Below are 19482 nucleotides of genomic sequence, written 5' to 3'. Positions count from 1 at the left end.
TAGGGGGAGAACCACAGGACGAGAACTCCAGGACGTGCCCGCCCGCACCCCCGCCCCGAGGGTGACCACGATGGACACCCCTGGGAATTAGGTAACCCTTACCTTAGTATGTCGGCGATCCCCGGCCCAGGGCCGGGAACGACCTGCTGGGGAGGCACGCGGCCGTGTGCGGTTCCGAGGAAGTACTGACCTACTGGCGGCGGTTGCTCACCCCGCTCCCGCTGGAGATCTCTCTCCCCGCGGACCGGCCCCATCCGCCGGAGCCCGGAGCGGAGCGGGAGACCCGGACTCTGACCGGTCTCCCGGCCGCCCCCGATCCACAGCTCTTCGCGGCCTTCCTGGCCCTGCTGCACCACTACAGCGGCGCCACGGACCTCACGGTCGGCCACGACGGGCTGCCGGTGCGGGTGTCCCTTGAGCACGAGCCGGACTTCGCCGAACTGACACTGCGCGCGGCCCAGGTCTGGGAGGACGCGCAGAGCCACCGGGTCCCGGTCGAGTTGCTGGTCGACGAGTTGCGCCCGGCCCCCACCCGGGGCGGCGGCCTCTTCTGCAACACCGCGTTCTCCACCGCCGCCCGGCCCGTGGGCGAACTGCCCGGCCCGGTCGACCTGCATCTCGACGTCCGGGACGGCACGGCCCGGCTCCGCTACGCCCCCGCCCTGCTGGACGCGGCCACCGCCGACCGGATCCTCGCCCACTACCGCACGCTGCTCACGGACGCCGTGGCCCGTCCGGACACCCCCGTCGCCCGGCTCGCCCTGATGACCGAGGACGAGCACCGGCAGGTCGTCCACGGCTGGAACGACACCGGGCACACCGTCCCGGCCCTGACCTGGCCCGCGTTCTTCGCCGAGCAGGTCCGCGCCCGCCCCGACGCCGTGGCCCTGGTCTTCGAGGACGAGGAGCTGACGTACGCCGAGCTGGACGCGCGCGCCAACCGGCTCGCGCACGCCCTGCTCGCGCGCGGCGCCGGACCCGAGCGCATCGTCGCCCTGGCGCTGCCGCGCTCCATCGAGCTGATCGTCGCCGAGGTCGCCGTGCTGAAGTCGGGCGCGGCCTATCTGCCCGTCGACCACGACTACCCGGCCGACCGGATCGCCTACATGCTCGGCGACGCCCGCCCCAGCTGCATGGTCACCACGGCGGAGACCGCCCGCGACCTGCCGGAGCAGGACGGCATGTCCGTCCTGGAGCTGGACTCCCCCGGTGCGGCGGCCGATCTGGCGGCCCGTCCCGCCCACGACCCCACCGACACCGACCGGGGCACCCCCCTCACGGTCCTGAACGCCGCCTACGTCATCTACACCTCCGGCTCGACCGGCCGCCCCAAGGGGGTCGTCCTCGCGCACACCGGGGTGGCGAAACTCCTGGCCACCCAGGTGGAGCGGTTCGGGATCGGCGCGCACAGCCGGGTCCTGCAATTCGCGTCGCCCAGTTTCGACGTGGCGTTCTGGGATCTGTGCCTGGGGCTGCTGTCGGGCGGCCGGCTGGTCGTCGTACCGGCCGAGCGGCGGGTGCCCGGGGCGCCGCTCGCCGACTACGCGCACGCGCACGGCATCACCTTCATGATCCTGCCGCCCGCGCTGCTCGCCGCTCTCCCGGACGATGTCCGCCTCCCGCCGGAGGCCACCCTGCTGGCCGGGACCGAGCGGGTGTCGCCGGAGCTGGTGGGGCGGTACGCGCGCGGGCGGATGATGTTCAACGCGTACGGGCCGACCGAGGCGACCACCAACTCGACCCTCGGCCGGTGCGACCCGGACACCCCGGCTGGCGCGATCGTGCCGATCGGGGTCGCCGACCCCGGCACCCGCGCGTACGTCCTGGACGCCTTCCTGCGGCCGGTGCCCGCCGGGGTGACGGGTGAGCTGTATCTCGGTGGCGCCGGGCTGGCCCGGGGCTATCTCGGCCGACCGGGCCTGACCGCCGAGCGGTTCGTCGCCGACCCGTTCGGCGCCCCCGGCGAGCGGCTGTACCGCACCGGCGACCTGGTGCGCCGGCGCGCGGACGGGCGGCTGGACTTCCTGGGCCGGGCGGACACGCAGGTCAAGATCCGGGGCTTCCGGATCGAGCCGGGCGAGATCGAGTCGGTGCTGCGCGGCCATGCGGCCGTCGACCAGGTCACCGTCGTCGCCCGCGAGGACCGCCCCGGCGACCGCCGCCTCGCCGCCTATGTCGTGCCCGCCCTGGACGCCCCGCGCGAGGACTCCTCCACCGCCCGCGTCGAGGAGTGGAAGGAACTGCACGAACTCCTCTACAGCGCCGCCGGTTCGGACAGCTTCCGGGAGAACTTCGCGGGCTGGAACAGCATGTACGACGGCACGCCCATCCCCGTCGAGGAGATGCGCGAGTGGCGTGCGGCGACGGTGGACCGTATCCGTGGGTCCGGTCCGGCGCGCCGGGTGCTGGAGATAGGCGTCGGCAGCGGGCTGATCCTGTCCCGGCTGGCCCCGGACTGCGAGTCGTACTGGGGCACCGACCTGTCCCAGCGGGCCGTCGACGCCCTGCGGGCCCAGGTCGCCGCCGATCCGGATCTCGCGGGCCGGGTCGAACTGCGCGCCCGCCCCGCCCATGACACCGAGGGCCTGCCCGCCGGGCACTTCGACACGGTCGTCATCAACTCCGTCGCCCAGTACTTCCCCTCCGCCGACTACCTCGTGGACGTCGTGCGCAAGGCCGCCGCGCTGCTCGCCCCCGGCGGCCGGATCTTCCTCGGCGACCTGCGCAATCTGCGGCTGCTGCGCACCCTGCGGGCCGCAGTGGAGACCCGCAGGACGGACGAAGTCCACGACGGGAGCGACGGCAGCGACGACAAGGGCGCGTTGCGGGCGGCCGTGGAGCGGTCCGTGCGCTGGGAGGGCGAACTCCTCCTCGACCCCGACCTCTTCGCGTCCCTCGACGGCTTCACGGCCGACATCCGGATCAAGCGGGCGGCCCATCACAACGAGCTGAGCCGCTACCGGTACGACGTCGTCCTGCGGCCCGCCGAGCCGGTGCGGGGCGACGCCGCCGGGCCCGGCCACGAACGCCCGGCGGCCCACGCTCCGGACGAGACCGAGGTCCACTGGTCCGCGACCGGCGGCCTGCCCGGCCTCGCCGACCTGCTGACCGCCCGTCCCCGGCGCCTGCGCCTCACCGGCATCCCCAACGCCCGTCTCACCGACGACCTCGCCGATCTGCGGCGGCTTGAGGGCCGCGGCCACGAGGCGGCGCCCGGCGCCGACCCCGAGGACGTGCACGCCCTCGCCGGGGAGCACGGCTACCACGCGGCGCTGACCTGGACCGGCGGCGCCGACGACGGCTCCTTCGACGCCCTGCTCGCCCTGGACGCCCCGCCGGCCGGCGCCTACCGGCCCTCCGGTGTCTTCCCGCACGCCAACCGTCCCGCGCCCTTCCGGGACCCGGCCGCCCTGATGCGGACCCTGCGCGCACACGCGGCGGAGTGGCTGCCGGACCACATGGTGCCGTCGGCGTTCGTGCCGCTGCACGCGCTGCCCGTCACCCCCAGCGGCAAGATCGACGCCCACGCGCTGCCCGCGCCCGACTACGCGGCGCTCAGCTCCGGCCGTCCCCCGCGCACCCCCCGCGAGAAGCTGCTGTGCGCGCTGTACGCCGAGGTGCTGCGGCTGGACTCGGTGACCGCCGAGGACGACTTCCTCGCCCTCGGCGGCGACAGCATCAGCGCGATCCAGCTCCTCATCCGGGCCCGTGAATCGGGCCTGCGGCTGACCGCCCGGGACGTGTTCCGGCACCGCACGGCCGAGGCCCTGGCCCGGGCCGCCACGGACCGTACGGAGGAGCAGGCGCCCGGCGCCGACCAGCCGCTGATCGCGCTCGGCGCGGCCGAACTCGCCGAGATCCAGGGCAGCCGCCCGCTCGCCGTCGCCGAACTGCTGCCGCTCACCCCGCTCCAGCAGGGCTTCTACTTCCACGCCCTGACCGGCGCCGACGCCTATGTCGTCCAGCAGGTCCTGGACCTGGCGGGCCCGGTCGACGGCCCGGCCCTGCGCCTAGCGGCCCAGCGGCTGCTGGACCGGCACGCACCCCTGCGCGCCGCCTTCCGCGCCCGCCCCGACGGCACGCCGGTCCAGATCATCACCGAAGGCGCCGAACTCCCCTGGCGCGAGGTCGACCTGTCGACCCGGGACGACGCCCTGCGGCCCGCCCTGAGCGAGGCCGTCGCGGCGGAGGAACGCGCGGCGGGCTTCGACCTGAGCGCGCCTCCGCTGCTGCGCTGCACCCTGGTCCGGCTGGACGCGGGCCACAGCCGGCTGGTGCTGACCTTCCATCACATCGTGGCCGACGGCTGGTCGTTGCCGGTGCTGCACCGCGAGCTGATGGCCTGCTACGGCACGGACGCCCCCGCGCTGGCGCCCGTCACGCCGTACCGCGACTTCCTGCGCCGCCTGGGGACCCGGCAGACGCAGGGCGAGGACGCGGCGCACGCCGTGTGGCGCACCGCGCTGGCCGGGCTGGACGAGCCGACCCGGCTGGTGGACACCCCCACCGACATCCCCGCCAACACCCCCGCCGACGGGACCGCCGTCCGTCCGGCGCAGGTCAGGGTGGAGCTGGACGAGGAGATCACCGCCCGGCTCGCCGAGCGGGCCCGCGCGCACGGGGTCACCCTCGGCACGGTCGTGCAGACGGCCTGGGGGCTGCTGCTCGGGCGGCTGACGGGCCGTGACGACGTGGTGTTCGGTACGACGGTGTCCGGCCGGGACAGCGAGGTGGACGGCATCGCCGCGATGGTGGGCCTGTTCATCAACACCCTGCCGACCCGCTTCCGCTGGACGCCCGCCACCCCGCTCGCCGAACTGCTGACCAGGCTCCAGGAGGAGCAGGCCCGGCTGCTGGACCACCAGCATCTGGGGCTGGCGGAGATCCAGCGGCTGTCGGGCCACGCGGGCCGGGGCGAACTCTTCGACACCCTCGTGGTGTTCGAGAACTATCCCGCCGCGACCGGCCTCACGGACCCGGCGGGCCGGATCCGGATCACCGGCGACACCTTCCACGACACCGTGCACTATCCCCTCGCCCTGGTCGTCAGGCCCGGCCGCCGCCTCGATCTGCGGCTCAAGCACCACACGGACCGCGTCGACGGTGACACCGCCCGCGCGCTCGGTGACCGGCTGACCCGGATCCTGGCGGCCATCGCCGCCGACCCGTCCCGCACCGCCGCCTCGATCGACCTGCTCACCCCCGACGAGGCGCTCACCGCGCATCCGGCGGGCGAGGACCGCCCGGTCCCGGAGACCACCCTGGCCGAGGCGTTCGCGGCCCAGGTCGCCCGCACCCCGGACGCCCTCGCCGTCGTCCACGCCGGTCAGCGGCTCACGTACGCCGAACTCGACGCCCGCGCCGGGCAACTCGCGGACCGGCTGCGCGCGCGGGGCACGGGTCCCGGCGCCTTCGTCGGCGTCGCCGTGCCGCGTTCGGCGGAGCTGATGGTCGCCCTGCTGGGCGTGCTCAGGTCCGGGGCGGCCTATCTGCCGCTCGACCTGGACTACCCGGCGGACCGGGTGGCCCACATGCTCGCCGACTCGGGGGCCCGCACGGTCATCGCGCTCGGCGACAGCGCGCACCGGCTGCCCATGTCACCGGACACGGCCGTCCTGCTGCTCGACGGGGAGGACCACGGGCCCCGGCCCATACCGCTGCGCCCCACCCGCACCACCCACCCCGACGACCCCGCCTACCTCATCTACACCTCCGGCTCCACCGGCCGCCCCAAGGGCGTGATCGTCACCCACCGGGCGATCGGCAACCGGCTGGCGTGGATGCAGGGCGCGTACGGGCTGCGCGGGGACGACCGGGTGCTCCAGAAGACACCGTCCAGTTTCGATGTCTCCGTCTGGGAGTTCTTCTGGCCGCTCCTGGAGGGCGCCGCCGTGGTCCTCGCCCGTCCCGACGGCCACCGGGACCCGGCGTATCTCGCCGAGTTGGTCCGGCGCGAGCGGATCACCACCCTGCACTTCGTGCCGTCGATGCTGGAGGCGTTCCTCCAGCACGACGAGGTGCGTGCCGACCCGGCCTGGGCGGCGTCGCTGCGCCGGGTGTTCAGCAGCGGCGAGGCGCTGCCCACGGGCGCCGCGCGGCGCTGGCGGGAACTGACCGGCGTACCGCTGCACAACCTGTACGGCCCGACCGAGGCGGCCGTCGATGTCACCTTCCACCCCTACGACCCGGAGGACGGGGAGCAGGGCACGTCGGTGGCGATCGGGCGGCCGGTGTGGAACACCGGGCTGCGGGTGCTCGACTCCTGCCTGCGGCCGGTGCCCGACGGGGTGCCCGGTGAGCTGTATCTGACGGGTGTGCAGCTGGCGCGGGGCTATCACGCGCGGGCGGCGCTGACCGCCGAGCGGTTCACGGCCGACCCGTACGGCCCGCGCGGCGGGCGGATGTACCGGACCGGGGACCTGGTGCGGCGCCGGGCGGACGGGGTGATCGAGTATCTGGGCCGCACCGACCGGCAGGTCAAGCTGCGCGGCAACCGGATCGAGCCCGGCGAGATCGAGGCCGCGCTGACCGGGCTGCCCCAGGTCGCGCAGGCGGCGGTCACCGTACGGGACGACACGCTCGTGGCGTATCTGGTGCTGTCCGTGCCCACAGAAGCGACGGAGCTGCGCGAGGCGCTCACGGACCGGCTGCCCGCGCCCATGGTGCCCGGCGCGTGGGTGGTGCTCGACGCGCTGCCGCTCACTCCGAGCGGCAAGCTGGACCGGGCCGCACTGCCCGCGCCGCAGGCCGTACGGGCCGCCGCGCGCGCCCCGCAGAGCCCGCGTGAGCAGGTGCTGACGGAGATCTTCGGTGCCGTCCTCAAGCTCCCGGACATCGGGGCCGACGACGACTTCTTCCTGCTCGGCGGCGACAGCATCAGCTCGATCGCGGTGTCCAGCCGGGCCCGCCGGGCGGGTCTCGCGGTCGATCCGCGCGATGTCTTCGAGCACCGCACCCCCGCCGCCCTCGCGACGGCCGCCGCCGTCACCGAGGAGAGCGCCGCCCCCGCTTCCGAGTTCGCGCTCAGCGACGAGGAGCGCGGGCGCGTCGAGCGGCTGGCGCCCGGCCGGATCGAGGACGTGTGGCCGCTCGCGCCCCTCCAGGAGGGGCTGTTCTTCCACTCCACGTACGACGACGGGGCGCTCGACGTCTACACGGTCCACGAGTCGTTCGACTTCGCCGAACCGGTGGACACCGGGCGGCTGCTGGCGGCGACCCGCACCCTGCTGGAGCGTCATCCGAGCCTGCGGGCCGGGTTCACCAGCGAGGGGCTGCGCCAGCCGGTGCAGTTCATCGTGGCCGGGGACGGCGCCGAGATCCCGCTGACCGAGGCGGATCTGTCGGGCCTCGCCCCCGACGAGCAGGACCGGCGGCTGCGGGAACTGCTGGACGAGGAGCGCTCCCGCCGCTTCGACCTGTCCCGTCCGCTGCTGTTCCGGATGCTGCTGGTGCGGCTCGGTGCCGGGCGCGGCGACCGGCTGGTGATCGGCCGTCATCTGATCCTGTGGGACGGCTGGTCGGCCTGGCTGTTCCTGGACCAGCTCTTCGCGCTGTACGAGAGCGGCGGTGACCCGGCGGGGCTCGCGCAGCCCGGCGCGTACCGGGACTATCTGAGCTGGCTGGAGCGGCAGGACGACGGGTCGGCGAGGCGGGCGTGGAGTGCGGCGCTGGCCGGTTTCGAGGAACCGACGCTGCTGGTTCCGGCGGTGCAGGACCGGGGGCTGGAACCGGTGATCCCGGTCCAGCTGGACGCGGTGCTCGACGCGTCGGTGGCCGGGCGGCTGCGGGAGACCGCACGGCGGCACGGGCTGACCCTCAACACCGTGCTCAATGCGGCCTGGGGGCTGGTGCTGGCGGGGGTGACGGGCCGGACCGACATCGCGTTCGGTACGACCGTCGCGGGCCGGCCGAGCGAGGTGCCGGACGTCGAGAACGTCATCGGCATGTTCCTCAACACCGTCCCCGCCCGGATCGCCTTCGACCCGCGCGAGCCCGTGCTGGAGCTGCTGCGGCGGGTGCAGGGCGAGCGGCTCGCGGTGATGCCGTACGAGCATCTGGGGCTCGGGGTGCTCCAGGCCCAGACCGGGCACCGGCGGCTGTTCGACACGCTGTTCGTGCTGCGCAACGCCGACAGCGACGAGCGGCTCGCGGAGCTGCGGGAGCGGCACGGGGCCAGGGCCGTGGCCAATGTGGACGCCACGCACTACCCGGCGAACCTGGTGATCACGCCGGGCGAGCGGGTCCGGGTGACCCTCGCCTACCGGCCGGACCTGCTGGAGGGGCCGTACGCCGGGGCGCTCCTGGACCGGTTCGTGCTGCTGGTCGGGCGGCTGGTCGCCGATCCGTCGGCCGCCGTCGGGTCGCTGGACGCGCTGCTGCCCGCCGAGGCCGCCGCGCTGGCCCGCGAGGACGCCGGGCAGCGGCAGCCGGTGCCGCACGAGACGGTCGCCGATCTGCTGGCGGCGCAGGCGGCCCGGACGCCCGACGCGACGGCGCTGGTGTTCGGGGCGCGGACGGTGACGTACGCCGAACTCGACGCGGCCTGCAACCGGATGGCGCGGCTGCTGATCGCGCGGGGGGCCGGGCCGGAGCGGGTGGTGGCGCTGGGGCTGCCGAGGTCGATCGACATGGTGGTGGCGCTGTTCGCGGTGCTGCGCACCGGGGCCGCGTATCTGCCGCTGGAGCTGGACCATCCGGCCGAGCGGCTGTCGGCCACGCTGGCCGACGCCCGTCCGCTGCTCCTGCTGTCGACGGCGGCCGTGTCGCGCACGCTGACCGGGGACACGCCGAGGGTGCTGCTGGACGACGCGGAGGTGACGGCCGAGCTGGCGGGGCTGTCGGCGGCGGCCGTGGAGGTGTCGTTCAGCCTGGACCACCCGGCGTACGTGATCTACACGTCCGGTTCCACGGGCCGTCCCAAGGGTGTGGTGACGCCGTACGCCGGGCTGACGAACATGCAGCTGAACCACCAGAAGGAGATCTTCGCCCCGGCGATCGCGGCGGCGGGCGGGCGGCGGCTGCGGATCGCGCACACCGTGTCGTTCGCGTTCGACATGTCGTGGGAGGAGCTGCTGTGGCTGGTCGAGGGCCACGAGGTGCACATCTGTGACGAGGAGCTGCGGCGGGACGCGACCGCGCTGGTGGCGTACTGCGAGGAGCACCGCGTCGACGTGGTGAACGTGACACCGACGTACGCCCATCTCCTCATCGAGGAGGGCCTGCTGGAGGGGCACCGGCCGCCGCTGGTGCTGCTGGGCGGCGAGGCGGTCACCGAGACGGTGTGGAACACCCTGCGGGACACCGAGGGGACGTACGGCTACAACCTGTACGGGCCGACCGAGTACACGATCAACACCCTCGGCGGCGGCACCGACGACAGTGCCACGCCGACCGTGGGGCGGCCCATCCGGGCCACCCGGGCGCGGATCCTGGACGCCTGGCTGCGGCCGGTGCCGGACGGGGTGGCGGGTGAGCTGTACATCGCGGGTGTGGGTCTGGCGCGCGGCTATCTGGAGCGGCCGGGGCTGACCGGCGAGCGGTTCGTGGCCGATCCGTACGGGCTGCGCGGTGAGCGGATGTACCGCACGGGCGACCTGGTGCGGCGGCGGCCGGACGGCAATCTGGACTTCTTGGGCCGCACCGACGACCAGGTGAAGATCCGTGGGTACCGGGTGGAGCTGGGCGAGATCGAGACGGTCCTGGCGCAGCACCCGGAGGTGTCCCAGGCGGCCGTGCTCGCCCGTGACGACACGGCGGCGCCCGGCACCCAGCGGCTGATCGGGTATGTCGTGCCCGCCGAGCCGGACGCCGAGGCCCGCCGGGCGGCCGAGCGGGACCAGATCGGGGAGTGGCGGGACATCTACTCCGCCGAGTACAGCGAGATCGGCACCGCCCTGTTCACGGAGGACTTCGCGGGCTGGGACAGCTCCTACGACGGTGCGCCGATCCCGGTGGAGCACATGCGGGAGTGGCGCGAGGCGACCATCGAGCGGATCGGCGAGCTGCGGCCCCGCCGGGTGCTGGAGATCGGCGTCGGCTCGGGGCTGCTGCTGTCCCGGCTGGCCCCGGACGCCGAGGCGTACTGGGCGACGGACTTCGCCGCCCCGGTGATCGCCAAGCTGAGCGCGGAGATCCAGGCGGACGCGGAGCTGGCGGCCAGGGTGGAACTGCGCTGCCAGGGCGCCGAGGTGACCGACGGACTGCCGTCCGGGTACTTCGACACCGTCGTCATCAACTCGGTCATCCAGTACTTCCCCAGCCTGGAGCATCTGCGCCAGGTGATCCGGGGTGCGCTGGGCCTGCTCGCGCCGGGCGGCGCCCTGTTCCTCGGGGACGTGCGCGATCTGCGGCAGGCCCGGGTCTTCCAGACCGGCATCCAGCGCGCCCGCGCGGGCACCGGCACCGACCGGGAGGCGCTGCGCCGGGCGGTGGACCGTGGCCTGGCCCTGGAGAAGGAACTCCTGGTCGACCCCGACTGGTTCGCCACCCTCGGGGTGGGCGTCGAACTGCGCACCAAGGATGGGCGGCACCACAACGAGCTGACCCGCTACCGGTACGACGTCGTGCTGTACGCCGACCCGGCGGACGCCGTGGAGGTCGCGGACGCCCCCGAACTGCCCTGGAGCGCCGAGCTGTCCGGCCGGCTGGACGGCACCGGCCCGCTGCGGGTGCGCCGCATCCCGGACGCGCGCACCGCCGCCGACCTCGCGGAGCTGCGGGCGCTGGACTCCGGCCCGGTGCCGGAGGCGGGCGTGGAGCCGGACGACGTACGGCGGCTGGCGGCGGAGCGCGGATACCGGGCGCTGACCACCTGGTCGGACGAGCCCGGGTTCTTCGACGCGGTGTTCGTCCCGGCGGACCGGCCCGGCCGGACGTCCGGCCTGCACCGGGCCCGGCCCCAGCGGGGTGAGGAGCCGTACGCGAACACGCCGACGGCCTCGCGCGGGGACAGCGCGCTCATCCGGCGGCTGCGGGACGACCTGGGGCGGCGGCTGCCCGGCTACATGGTCCCGGCGGCGTTCGTGGTGCTGCCGGGGCTGCCGATGAACGACAACGGCAAGCTCGACGCCCGTGCGCTGCCCGACGCCGAACCGGCGGTGGCGCTGTCGGCGGGGCGCGGACCGCGCACGCCCGTCGAGGAGGTGCTGTGCCGGCTCTTCGCGGAGGTGCTGGGGCTGCCCCGCACGGGCGCGGAGGACAACTTCTTCGACCTGGGCGGTCATTCGCTGCTCGCGACCCGGCTGATCAGCCGGGCCCGGACCGAGCTGGGCGCCGAACTGGCGATCCGTGATCTGTTCGAGGCGCCGACGCCGGAGGCGCTGGCGCTGCGCGCGGAGAGCGGCCGTCCCGCGCGTCCGGCGCTGGTGGCGGTCGAACGGCCCGCCCGCGTCCCGCTGTCGGCGGCGCAGCGGCGGCTGTGGCTGGTGGAGCGGATCGACGGCGGCGGGGCCGCGTACAACTTCCCGCTGGTGGTGCGGCTGCGCGGGCGTCTCGACGTCGACGCGCTGCGGGCGGCGCTCACGGATGTCGCCGACCGTCACGAGGCGTTGCGGACGCGGTTCCCGGAGGAGGACGGCGAGCCGTACCAGTGGATCGCGCGGCCGGGCGAGGCCGCCCCGGAGTTCCGGGTCGTGGACTGCGCCGAGGCGGAGCTGGCCGGGCTGATCGAGGCGGCCCAGCGGCGGCCCTTCGATCTGAGCGCCGAACTTCCGGTGCGGGCCGAGGTGTTCCGGCTGGGCGCACAGGACCAGGTGGTGGCGCTGGTGCTGCATCACATCGCCACCGACGAGTGGTCGGACCGGCCGTTCCTCACCGACCTCGGCGCCGCCTACGCGGCCCGCCGGGCGGGCCGGACGCCCGGGTGGGCGGCGCTGCCCGTGCAGTACGCCGACTACACGCTGTGGCAGGAGACGCTGCTCGGCCAGGTCGGCGCGGAGCAGCTCGCCCACTGGACCGGCGTCCTGCGGGACCTGCCGGAGGAGCTGGCGCTGCCCGCCGACCGGGCCCGTCCCGAGCGGCCCACCGGGCGCGGCGGGAAGGTCCGGCTGGAGCTGGACGCGGAGGTCGCGGCGGCGCTCCGTGAGCTGTCCTCGGCCACCGGCACCAGCATGTTCATGGTGTTCCAGGCGGCCACGGCGGCGCTGCTGCACCGGCTGGGCGCCGGGGACGACATCCCGCTCGGCTCGCCCATCGCGGGCCGTACGGACGACGCCCTGGACGAGCTGATCGGGTTCTTCGTCAACACGCTGGTGCTGCGCACCGATCTGTCCGGGGCGCCCTCGTTCCGGGGGCTGCTGGGGCGGGTGCGGGAAGCGGCGCTGGAGGCGTTCGAGCGGCAGGACCTGCCCTTCGACCAGGTGGTGGAGGCGGTCAATCCGCCCCGGGTGGCGGGCCGCAACCCGCTGTTCCAGGTCATGCTGGGCTACCACTGGCGGCCCGACGGCGACCCGGAGGTGCTGGGGCTGGACACCGAGTGGTTCGACATGGACACCGGGGCGGCCAAGTTCGACCTGCACTTCACCTTCGTCGACGAGGCGGGCCGGCTCACCCTGCTCCTGGAGTACGCGGCCGACCTCTACGACGCCCCGACGGCCCGGCGCACGGCCGACCGGCTCGCGCGGCTGCTGGCGCGGGTGGCCGCCGAACCGGACCGTCCGGTACGGGAGCTGGAGGTGCTGGACGCGGACGAGCGGGACGCGGTCCTGGCGCGCTGGAACGACACCGCCCGTGCCGTCCCGGACGTGACCCTGCCGGAGCTGTTCGCGGCGCAGGCGGCCCGTACGCCCGACGCCGTGGCGCTGGTGTCCGGCGCTCAGCGGCTGACGTACGCGGAGCTGGACGCGCGGGTGGAGCGGACCGCGCGGGTGCTCGCCGGGGCCGGGGTGCGGGCCGGGCGGACGGTGGCGGTGGCGCTGCCGCGTTCGGTGGACCTGGTGGTGGCGCTGCTGGCGGTGCACCGGGCGGGCGGCGCCTATCTGCCGCTCGATCCCGGCCTGCCGGACGAGCGCCGGGACCTGATGCTGGCGGAGGCCCGTCCGGTGTGCGTGGTGAGCGGGGCACTGCCCGAGGGACCGGAGGGCACGCTGCCGTCCTCGTACGATCCCGCGCAGCCCGCCTATGTGCTGTACACGTCCGGCTCGACGGGGCGCCCGAAGGGGGTGGTCGTGCCGCAGGAGGGCATCGTCAACCGGCTGCTGTGGATGCAGGACACCTATGGGCTCACGCCTGAGGACCGGGTGCTCCAGAAGACACCGGCCGGGTTCGATGTGTCGGTGTGGGAGTTCTTCTGGCCGCTGATCACCGGGGCGGCGCTGGTCGTCGCCCGGCCCGACGGCCACCGGGACCCGGCGTATCTGGCCGCGCTGATCCGGGAACAGGGCGTCACGACCGCGCACTTCGTGCCGTCGATGCTGCAGGCGTTCCTGGCGGAGGAGGCCGCCGCGCGGTGCACCGGGCTGCGCCGGGTGATGTGCAGCGGTGAGGCCCTGCCGGTGGCGGTGGCCCGGCGGTTCCACGAGGTGCTGCCCGCCGAACTGCACAACCTGTACGGGCCGACGGAGGCGTCCGTGGACGTCACGGCGATCGAGGTGGAGCGCGGGGCCGGGCGGGTGGTGATCGGCCGCCCGGTGTGGAACACGCGGGTGCTGGTGCTGGACGCGGCGCTGCGGCCGGTGCCGCCCGGGGTCGCCGGGGAGCTGTATCTGGCGGGCGTCCAGCTCGCGCGGGGCTATCTGGACCGGCCCGGGCTGACCGCCGAGCGGTTCGTCGCCGACCCGTACGGGCCGCCCGGGACCCGGATGTACCGCACCGGCGACCTGGCCCGCTGGACCGCCGGGGGCACGCTCGACTTCCTGGGCCGCACCGACGACCAGGTCAAGATCCGCGGGGTGCGGATCGAGCCCGGCGAGACCGCGGCCGTCCTCGCCCGGCACGAGGGCGTCGCCCACGCCGTGGTGGTCGCGCGCGAGGAGCGGCTGGTGGCGTATGTCGTCCCCGCCGCCGGGCAGGAGCCCGATCCGGTGGAGCTGCGCCGCCACACCGCCGCCGTGCTGCCCGAGCAACTGGTCCCGGCGGCCTTCGTCACCCTGGCGGCGCTGCCGCTCACCGCCAACGGCAAGCTGGACCGCCGGGCCCTGCCCGCCCCCGCGTTCACCGGGTCGGCGGCGAACGGGCCGCGCACCCCGCGCGAGGACATCCTGTCGGCCCTGTTCGAGGAGACCCTCGGCGTGGAGCGGGTCGGTGTGGACGACGACTTCTTCGCGCTCGGCGGTCATTCGCTGCTCGCGGTGCGGCTGGTCGCGGGCGTCCGGCGGGCCTTCGGATCGGAGGTGTCGCTGCGGACGGTCTTCGACGCGCCGACGGTGGCCGGGCTGGCGGAACGTCTCACCGAGGGCGGGTCCGGCACCCGTCCGGCGCCCTCGGTCCGAGTGCGGCCCGAGCTGCTGCCGCTGTCCTCCGCCCAGCAGCGGCTCTGGGTGCTCTACCAGCTGGAGGGGCCCAGCGCGACGTACAACATCCCCTCCGCGTTCCGGCTGACCGGCGCGCTGGACGTCGGGGCGCTGCGGGCGGCGGTGCGGGATCTGGCCGCCCGGCACGAGACGCTGCGGACGGTGTTCCCGGACGACGACGGCCGGGCCCGTCAGCTGGTGCTGCCCGAGGTGAGCGTCCCCTTCGAGGTGGCGGACGTGGCCGGGGAGCGGCTCGCGGAGCGGCTGGCCGAGGCCGGGGCGTACGGGTTCGCGCTGGATCGTGAACCCCCGCTGCGGGTGTATGTGTTCCGCACCGGTGAGCGGGACTGGACGCTGCTGATCCTGCTGCACCACATCGCCGGGGACGAGTGGTCGCAGGGGCCGCTGCACCGGGATCTGGCGCTGGCCTACGCGGCCCGGACGGCCGGGCGGGCGCCCGGGTGGGAGCCGCTGCCGGTCCAGTACGCCGACTACACGCTGTGGCAGCGGGAGGTGCTGGGCGACGAGTCGGACCCCGGGAGCCTGGCGGCCCGGCAGGTCGCTCACTGGCGGGGGGCGCTGGCGGGGCTGCCCGAGGAGCTGACGCTGCCGCTGGACCGGCCGCGCCCGTTGGAGGCGACCTACCGGGGCGGCGCGGCGGACCTGTCGCTGGACGCGGATCTCACGGCGGGTCTGGAGCGGCTGGCGCGCGACCACGGCGTGACGGTCTTCATGGTGCTCCAGAGCGCGGTGGCGGCGCTGCTGCACCGGCTGGGCGCCGGGGACGACATCCCGCTCGGCAGCCCGATCTCCGGCCGCACCGACGCCGCCCTGGAGGACCTGGTCGGGTTCTTCCTCAACACGCTCGTGCTGCGCACGGACGTCTCCGGCGATCCGGCTTTCCAGGAGCTGCTGGCCCGGGTGCGGGAAGCCGATCTGGCGGCGTTCGACCATCAGGACGTGCCGTTCGAACGGCTGGTGGAGGTCCTCAACCCGGCGCGCTCGCTGGCCCGGCATCCGCTGTTCCAGGTGATGGTGGTGTATCTGGCGGCCGGGGAGGGCGAGGCGGAGCTGCTGCCCGGGCTGCGGTCGGTGCGCGACGACGTGGGTCACACGACCGCCAAGTTCGATCTGTCCTTCGACTTCGTGGCGCGCGCCGACGGCGACGGCGTGGACGGGGTGCTGGAGTACAGCGCCGATCTGTTCGACCACGCCACGGCCCAGTCGTTCGCGGACCGGCTGCGCCGGATCCTGCGGGCGGTGACCGCCGACCCGGACGTGTCGCTGGGGCGGATCGACATCCTCGACGCCGAGGAGCGGCGGGAGCTGACCGCCGGGCTGCACGCCCGGCCCGCGCTCGCCGCGCCGACGACCGTGCCCGCGCTGTTCGAGGAGCGGGTGCGCCGCCATCCGGAGCTGCCCGCGGTCGCCTCGGACGGCCTGGAGCTGACCTTCGCCGAACTGGACGCGGAGGCCAACCGGCTGGCCCGGGTGCTGGTCGGGCACGGGGCGGGCCCGGAGCGGTTCGTGGCCCTCGCGCTGCCGCGTACCGCGCGCTTCCTGGTGGCCGTCCTCGCGGTGCACAAAGCGGGCGCCGGGTATCTGCCGCTCGACCCGGACGCGCCCGGGGAGCGCACGGCGGAGGTGCTGGCCGACGCGGGCCCGGTGCTGACGCTGACGACCTGCGCGCTGGCCCCGGGGCTGCCGTCGGGTGCGCCCCTGCTGGTGCTGGACTCCCCTGACACGGCCGCCGAGATCGCCGCCCAGGACGCGGACGCCCTCACGGACGCCGACCGGACGAGCCCGCTGACGCCCCGCCATCCGGCGTATGTCATCTATACCTCGGGCTCCACGGGACGCCCCAAGGGTGTGGTGGTCACCCATGAGACGCTCGGCAATCTCTTCCACAGCCACCGCGAGACCCTGTACGCCCCGGCGATCGAGGCGACCGGGCGGCGGCAGCTGCGGGCCGGGCACGCCTGGTCGTTCTTCTTCGACGCCTCCTGGCAGCCGCAGCTGTGGCTGCTGGACGGGCACTGTGTGCACATCGTGTCCGAGGAGGTCCGGCGCGACGCCGAACTCCTCGCGGCGGCCGTGCGCGAGCACCGCTTCGACTTCCTGGAGGTCACCCCGTCACTGTTCACGCAGCTGGCGGACGGCGGCCTGCTGGCGGGCGACGACTGCCCGCTCGCGGTGGTCGGCGTGGGCGGCGAGGCGGTGTCGGCCGCGCTCTGGCAGCGGCTCGCCGGGCTGCGCGCCACCGAGGCGTTCAACCTCTACGGCCCGACCGAGTCCACCGTGGACGCCCTGGTGGCCCGGGTCCGCGACAGCGAACGCCCGCTGGTGGGCCGCCCGGTGGCCGGAACCCGCGCGTATGTCCTGGACGGCCTGCTGCAACCGGTGCCGCCCGGCGTGACCGGCGAGCTGTATCTGGCGGGCGGCGGGCTGGCCCGCGGCTATCTGGGCGCACCTGGCCAGACCGCCGAACGGTTCGTGGCCGACCCCTTCGGCCCGCCCGGCTCGCGCCTGTACCGCACCGGGGACCTGGCCCGCTGGAGCGCCGACGGCCGCATCGACTACCTGGGCCGGGCCGACGACCAGGTCAAGATCCGCGGTTTCCGCATCGAGCCAGCCGAGATCGAATCCGCGCTGACCGCTCATCCATCGGTCGCCCAGGCTCTGGTGACGGTCCGCGAGGACGGTCCGCGCAAGCAGCTGGTGGCGTACGTCGTCCCGGCGCCCGGCACGGCACCGGACCCGGCGGGGCTGCGCGCCCACGTCGGCGGGCGGCTGCCGGACCACATGGTCCCGGCGGCGGTACTGGTCCTGGACCGGTTCCCGCAGCTCGCCAACGGCAAGCTGGACCGGGCCGCGCTGCCCGCGCCCGACTTCGCCGCCCTGTCCGTTGGCCGGGCACCCGAAACGCCCAGGGAGAAGGCGCTCGGCGCGGTCTTCACCCAGGTGCTGGGGCTGGAGCGGATCGGCGTGGACGACGACTTCTTCGTCCTGGGCGGGGACAGCATCGTCGCGATGCAGTTGGTGGGCCGGGCCAGGGCCGCGGGCCTGCGGATCACCCCGCGGCTGGTGTTCCGGCACCGCACGGTGGCGGCGCTCGCGGCGGTCGCCGAGCACACGGACACCTCGGCGCCGCGCCCGCAGGACGACGGCACGGGCACGATCGCGTTCACCCCGGTCATGCACTGGCTGCGGGAACTCGGCGGCCCCGTCGCCTCGTACCACCAGTCGGCTCTGGTACGCACCCCGGCCGCGCTGGACCTGCCCGGCCTGACGGCGGTGCTCCAGGCGCTGGCCGACCGGCACGATCTGCTGCGGGCCACCCTGGTCCGGCCCTCGCGGGAATCCGCCGAGGACTGGTCGCTGCACGTGCCGCCCGCCGGGGCCGTCGACGCGGCCGGCTGGATCGAGCGGGTGGACGTCACCGGCCTGGACGCGTCGGCGCTGGAGGCGGTGGTCCGGGAACGGGCGCACGCGGCGCGGGCGTCGCTGGACCCGGACGCCGGGGTGATGGTCCGGGCGGTGTGGTGCGACGCGGGCGAGGCGCCCGGACGGCTGCTGCTGCTCGCCCATCACCTGGTGGTCGACGGCGTGTCGTGGCGGGTGCTGCTGCCGGATCTGGCGGCGGCCTGGCAGGACGTGTCCGCCGGGCGGCCGGTGCGGCTCGCGCCCGTGGACACGTCGTTCGCCACCTGGTCCCGGCTGCTCACGGAGCTGGCCCGGGACCCGGCGCGCGAGGCGGAACTCCCGGTGTGGCAGGCCGTGCTGGACGGCGGCACCGAGCCGTTCCCGCTGCTGCGCGCACCCGACCCCGACCGGGACACCGTCTCGACCGTCCGGGAGATCGCCCTGCGCCTCCCCGCCGAGCGGACCGGGCCGCTGCTGTCCTCCGTGCCCGCCGCGTTCGGCGCCGACGTCAACGACGTCCTGCTCGCGGGCCTCGGCCTGGCCTTCGCCGACTGGCGGCGCCGCCACGGCGGCTCCGACACCTCCGTGCTGGTCGACCTGGAGGGCCACGGCCGCGAGGAGGAACTCGGCGGCGACAGCGTCGACCTGTCCCGAACCGTCGGCTGGTTCACCAGCGTCTACCCGGTCCGCCTCGACCCCGGCCCACTGGACCCGGCCGCCGCGGCCGACGCGTTCGCCGGGGGCCCTGCGGCGGAGGAGGCCGTGCGCCGGGTGCGCGCGCAGTTGGCGGCGCTGCCCGCCGGCGGCGTCGGATACGGCCTGCTGCGGCACCTCGACCCGGCCACCCGGGAGGTGCTGGCGGGCCACGAACCGCCCCGGATCGAGTTCAACTACCTGGGCCGGTTCGATATCCCCGAGGAGACCGACTGGTCGTACGCGCCCGAGGAGGACGCGGCGGACATCGGCGCCGAGGGCGCGATGCGGGCGGGTCACGCGCTGGAGATCAACGTCGTGACCGAGGACCGGGCGGACGGTCCGGTGCTGGCCGCGCACTGGTCGTACGCGGAGGGACTGCTGTCCGCGGACACCGTGCGGGATCTGGCCGAGACCTGGTTCCGCGCGCTGGAAGGGCTGGTCGAGCGGGCGGGCGGGTCCCGGCCGTGACCTGATCTGACCTGACCTGACAGGGACATCGGGGGCCGTGGAGCCGGGCCGGCCGGACCCGCGGCACCCCGGGTTTTCGACAAGGAGACAAGGAGAGGAACCGAGATGAGCAACCCGTTCGAGGACCCCGACGGCACCTATCTGGTGCTGGTCAACGACGAGAACCAGCACAGCCTGTGGCCCGACTTCGTGGCGGTGCCGGACGGCTGGCGCACGGTCCACGGCCCGCAGACCCGGCCGTCCTGCGTGGAGTACGTGGAGACCCACTGGACCGACATGCGCCCGCGCAGCCTCGCGGAGTCCATGGACGGCTGACGGTCCGCCGAAGCACGACGAAGGGGGGAGGGGGGGCGCGGGTCGGGCCCCCCCCCCCCCTGCGGACGGACCGCGGCAGGAACCCGGCGGGAGCACCCTGGTGTGGAGAAAGCCCGCGACCGCCGCCCCCGGC

General features: G+C 74.9%; 2 protein-coding genes. Both read left to right on the top strand.

Annotation, left to right across the window (positions count from 1 at the left end):
* Nucleotides 1-164: 164 nt before the first annotated feature.
* A complete protein-coding gene (locus tag ACFRFC_RS19170) occupies nt 165-19034 on the top strand; it encodes an amino acid adenylation domain-containing protein (protein WP_382692329.1) in 18870 nt (6289 codons plus the stop codon).
* 105 nt (nt 19035-19139) lie between these two features.
* Complete coding sequence (locus tag ACFRFC_RS19165; protein WP_382692330.1) at nt 19140-19349, top strand: MbtH family protein; 210 nt, start codon at nt 19140-19142, stop codon at nt 19347-19349.
* Nucleotides 19350-19482: the final 133 nt, after the last annotated feature.

Origin of the sequence: Streptomyces sp. NPDC056734 (assembly GCF_042790455.1) — a bacterium.
Classification (GTDB): Bacteria; Actinomycetota; Actinomycetes; order Streptomycetales; family Streptomycetaceae; genus Streptomyces.
Note: the sequence above shows the minus strand (reverse complement) of the source record. Positions and strands in the feature narration are given on the sequence as shown.

What these genes read in the sequence shown, in the direction of transcription:
- ACFRFC_RS19165 (WP_382692330.1), top strand. Translation starts at nt 19,140, where the DNA reads ATGAGCAACCCGTTCGAGGACCCCGACGGCACCTATCTGGTGCTGGTC.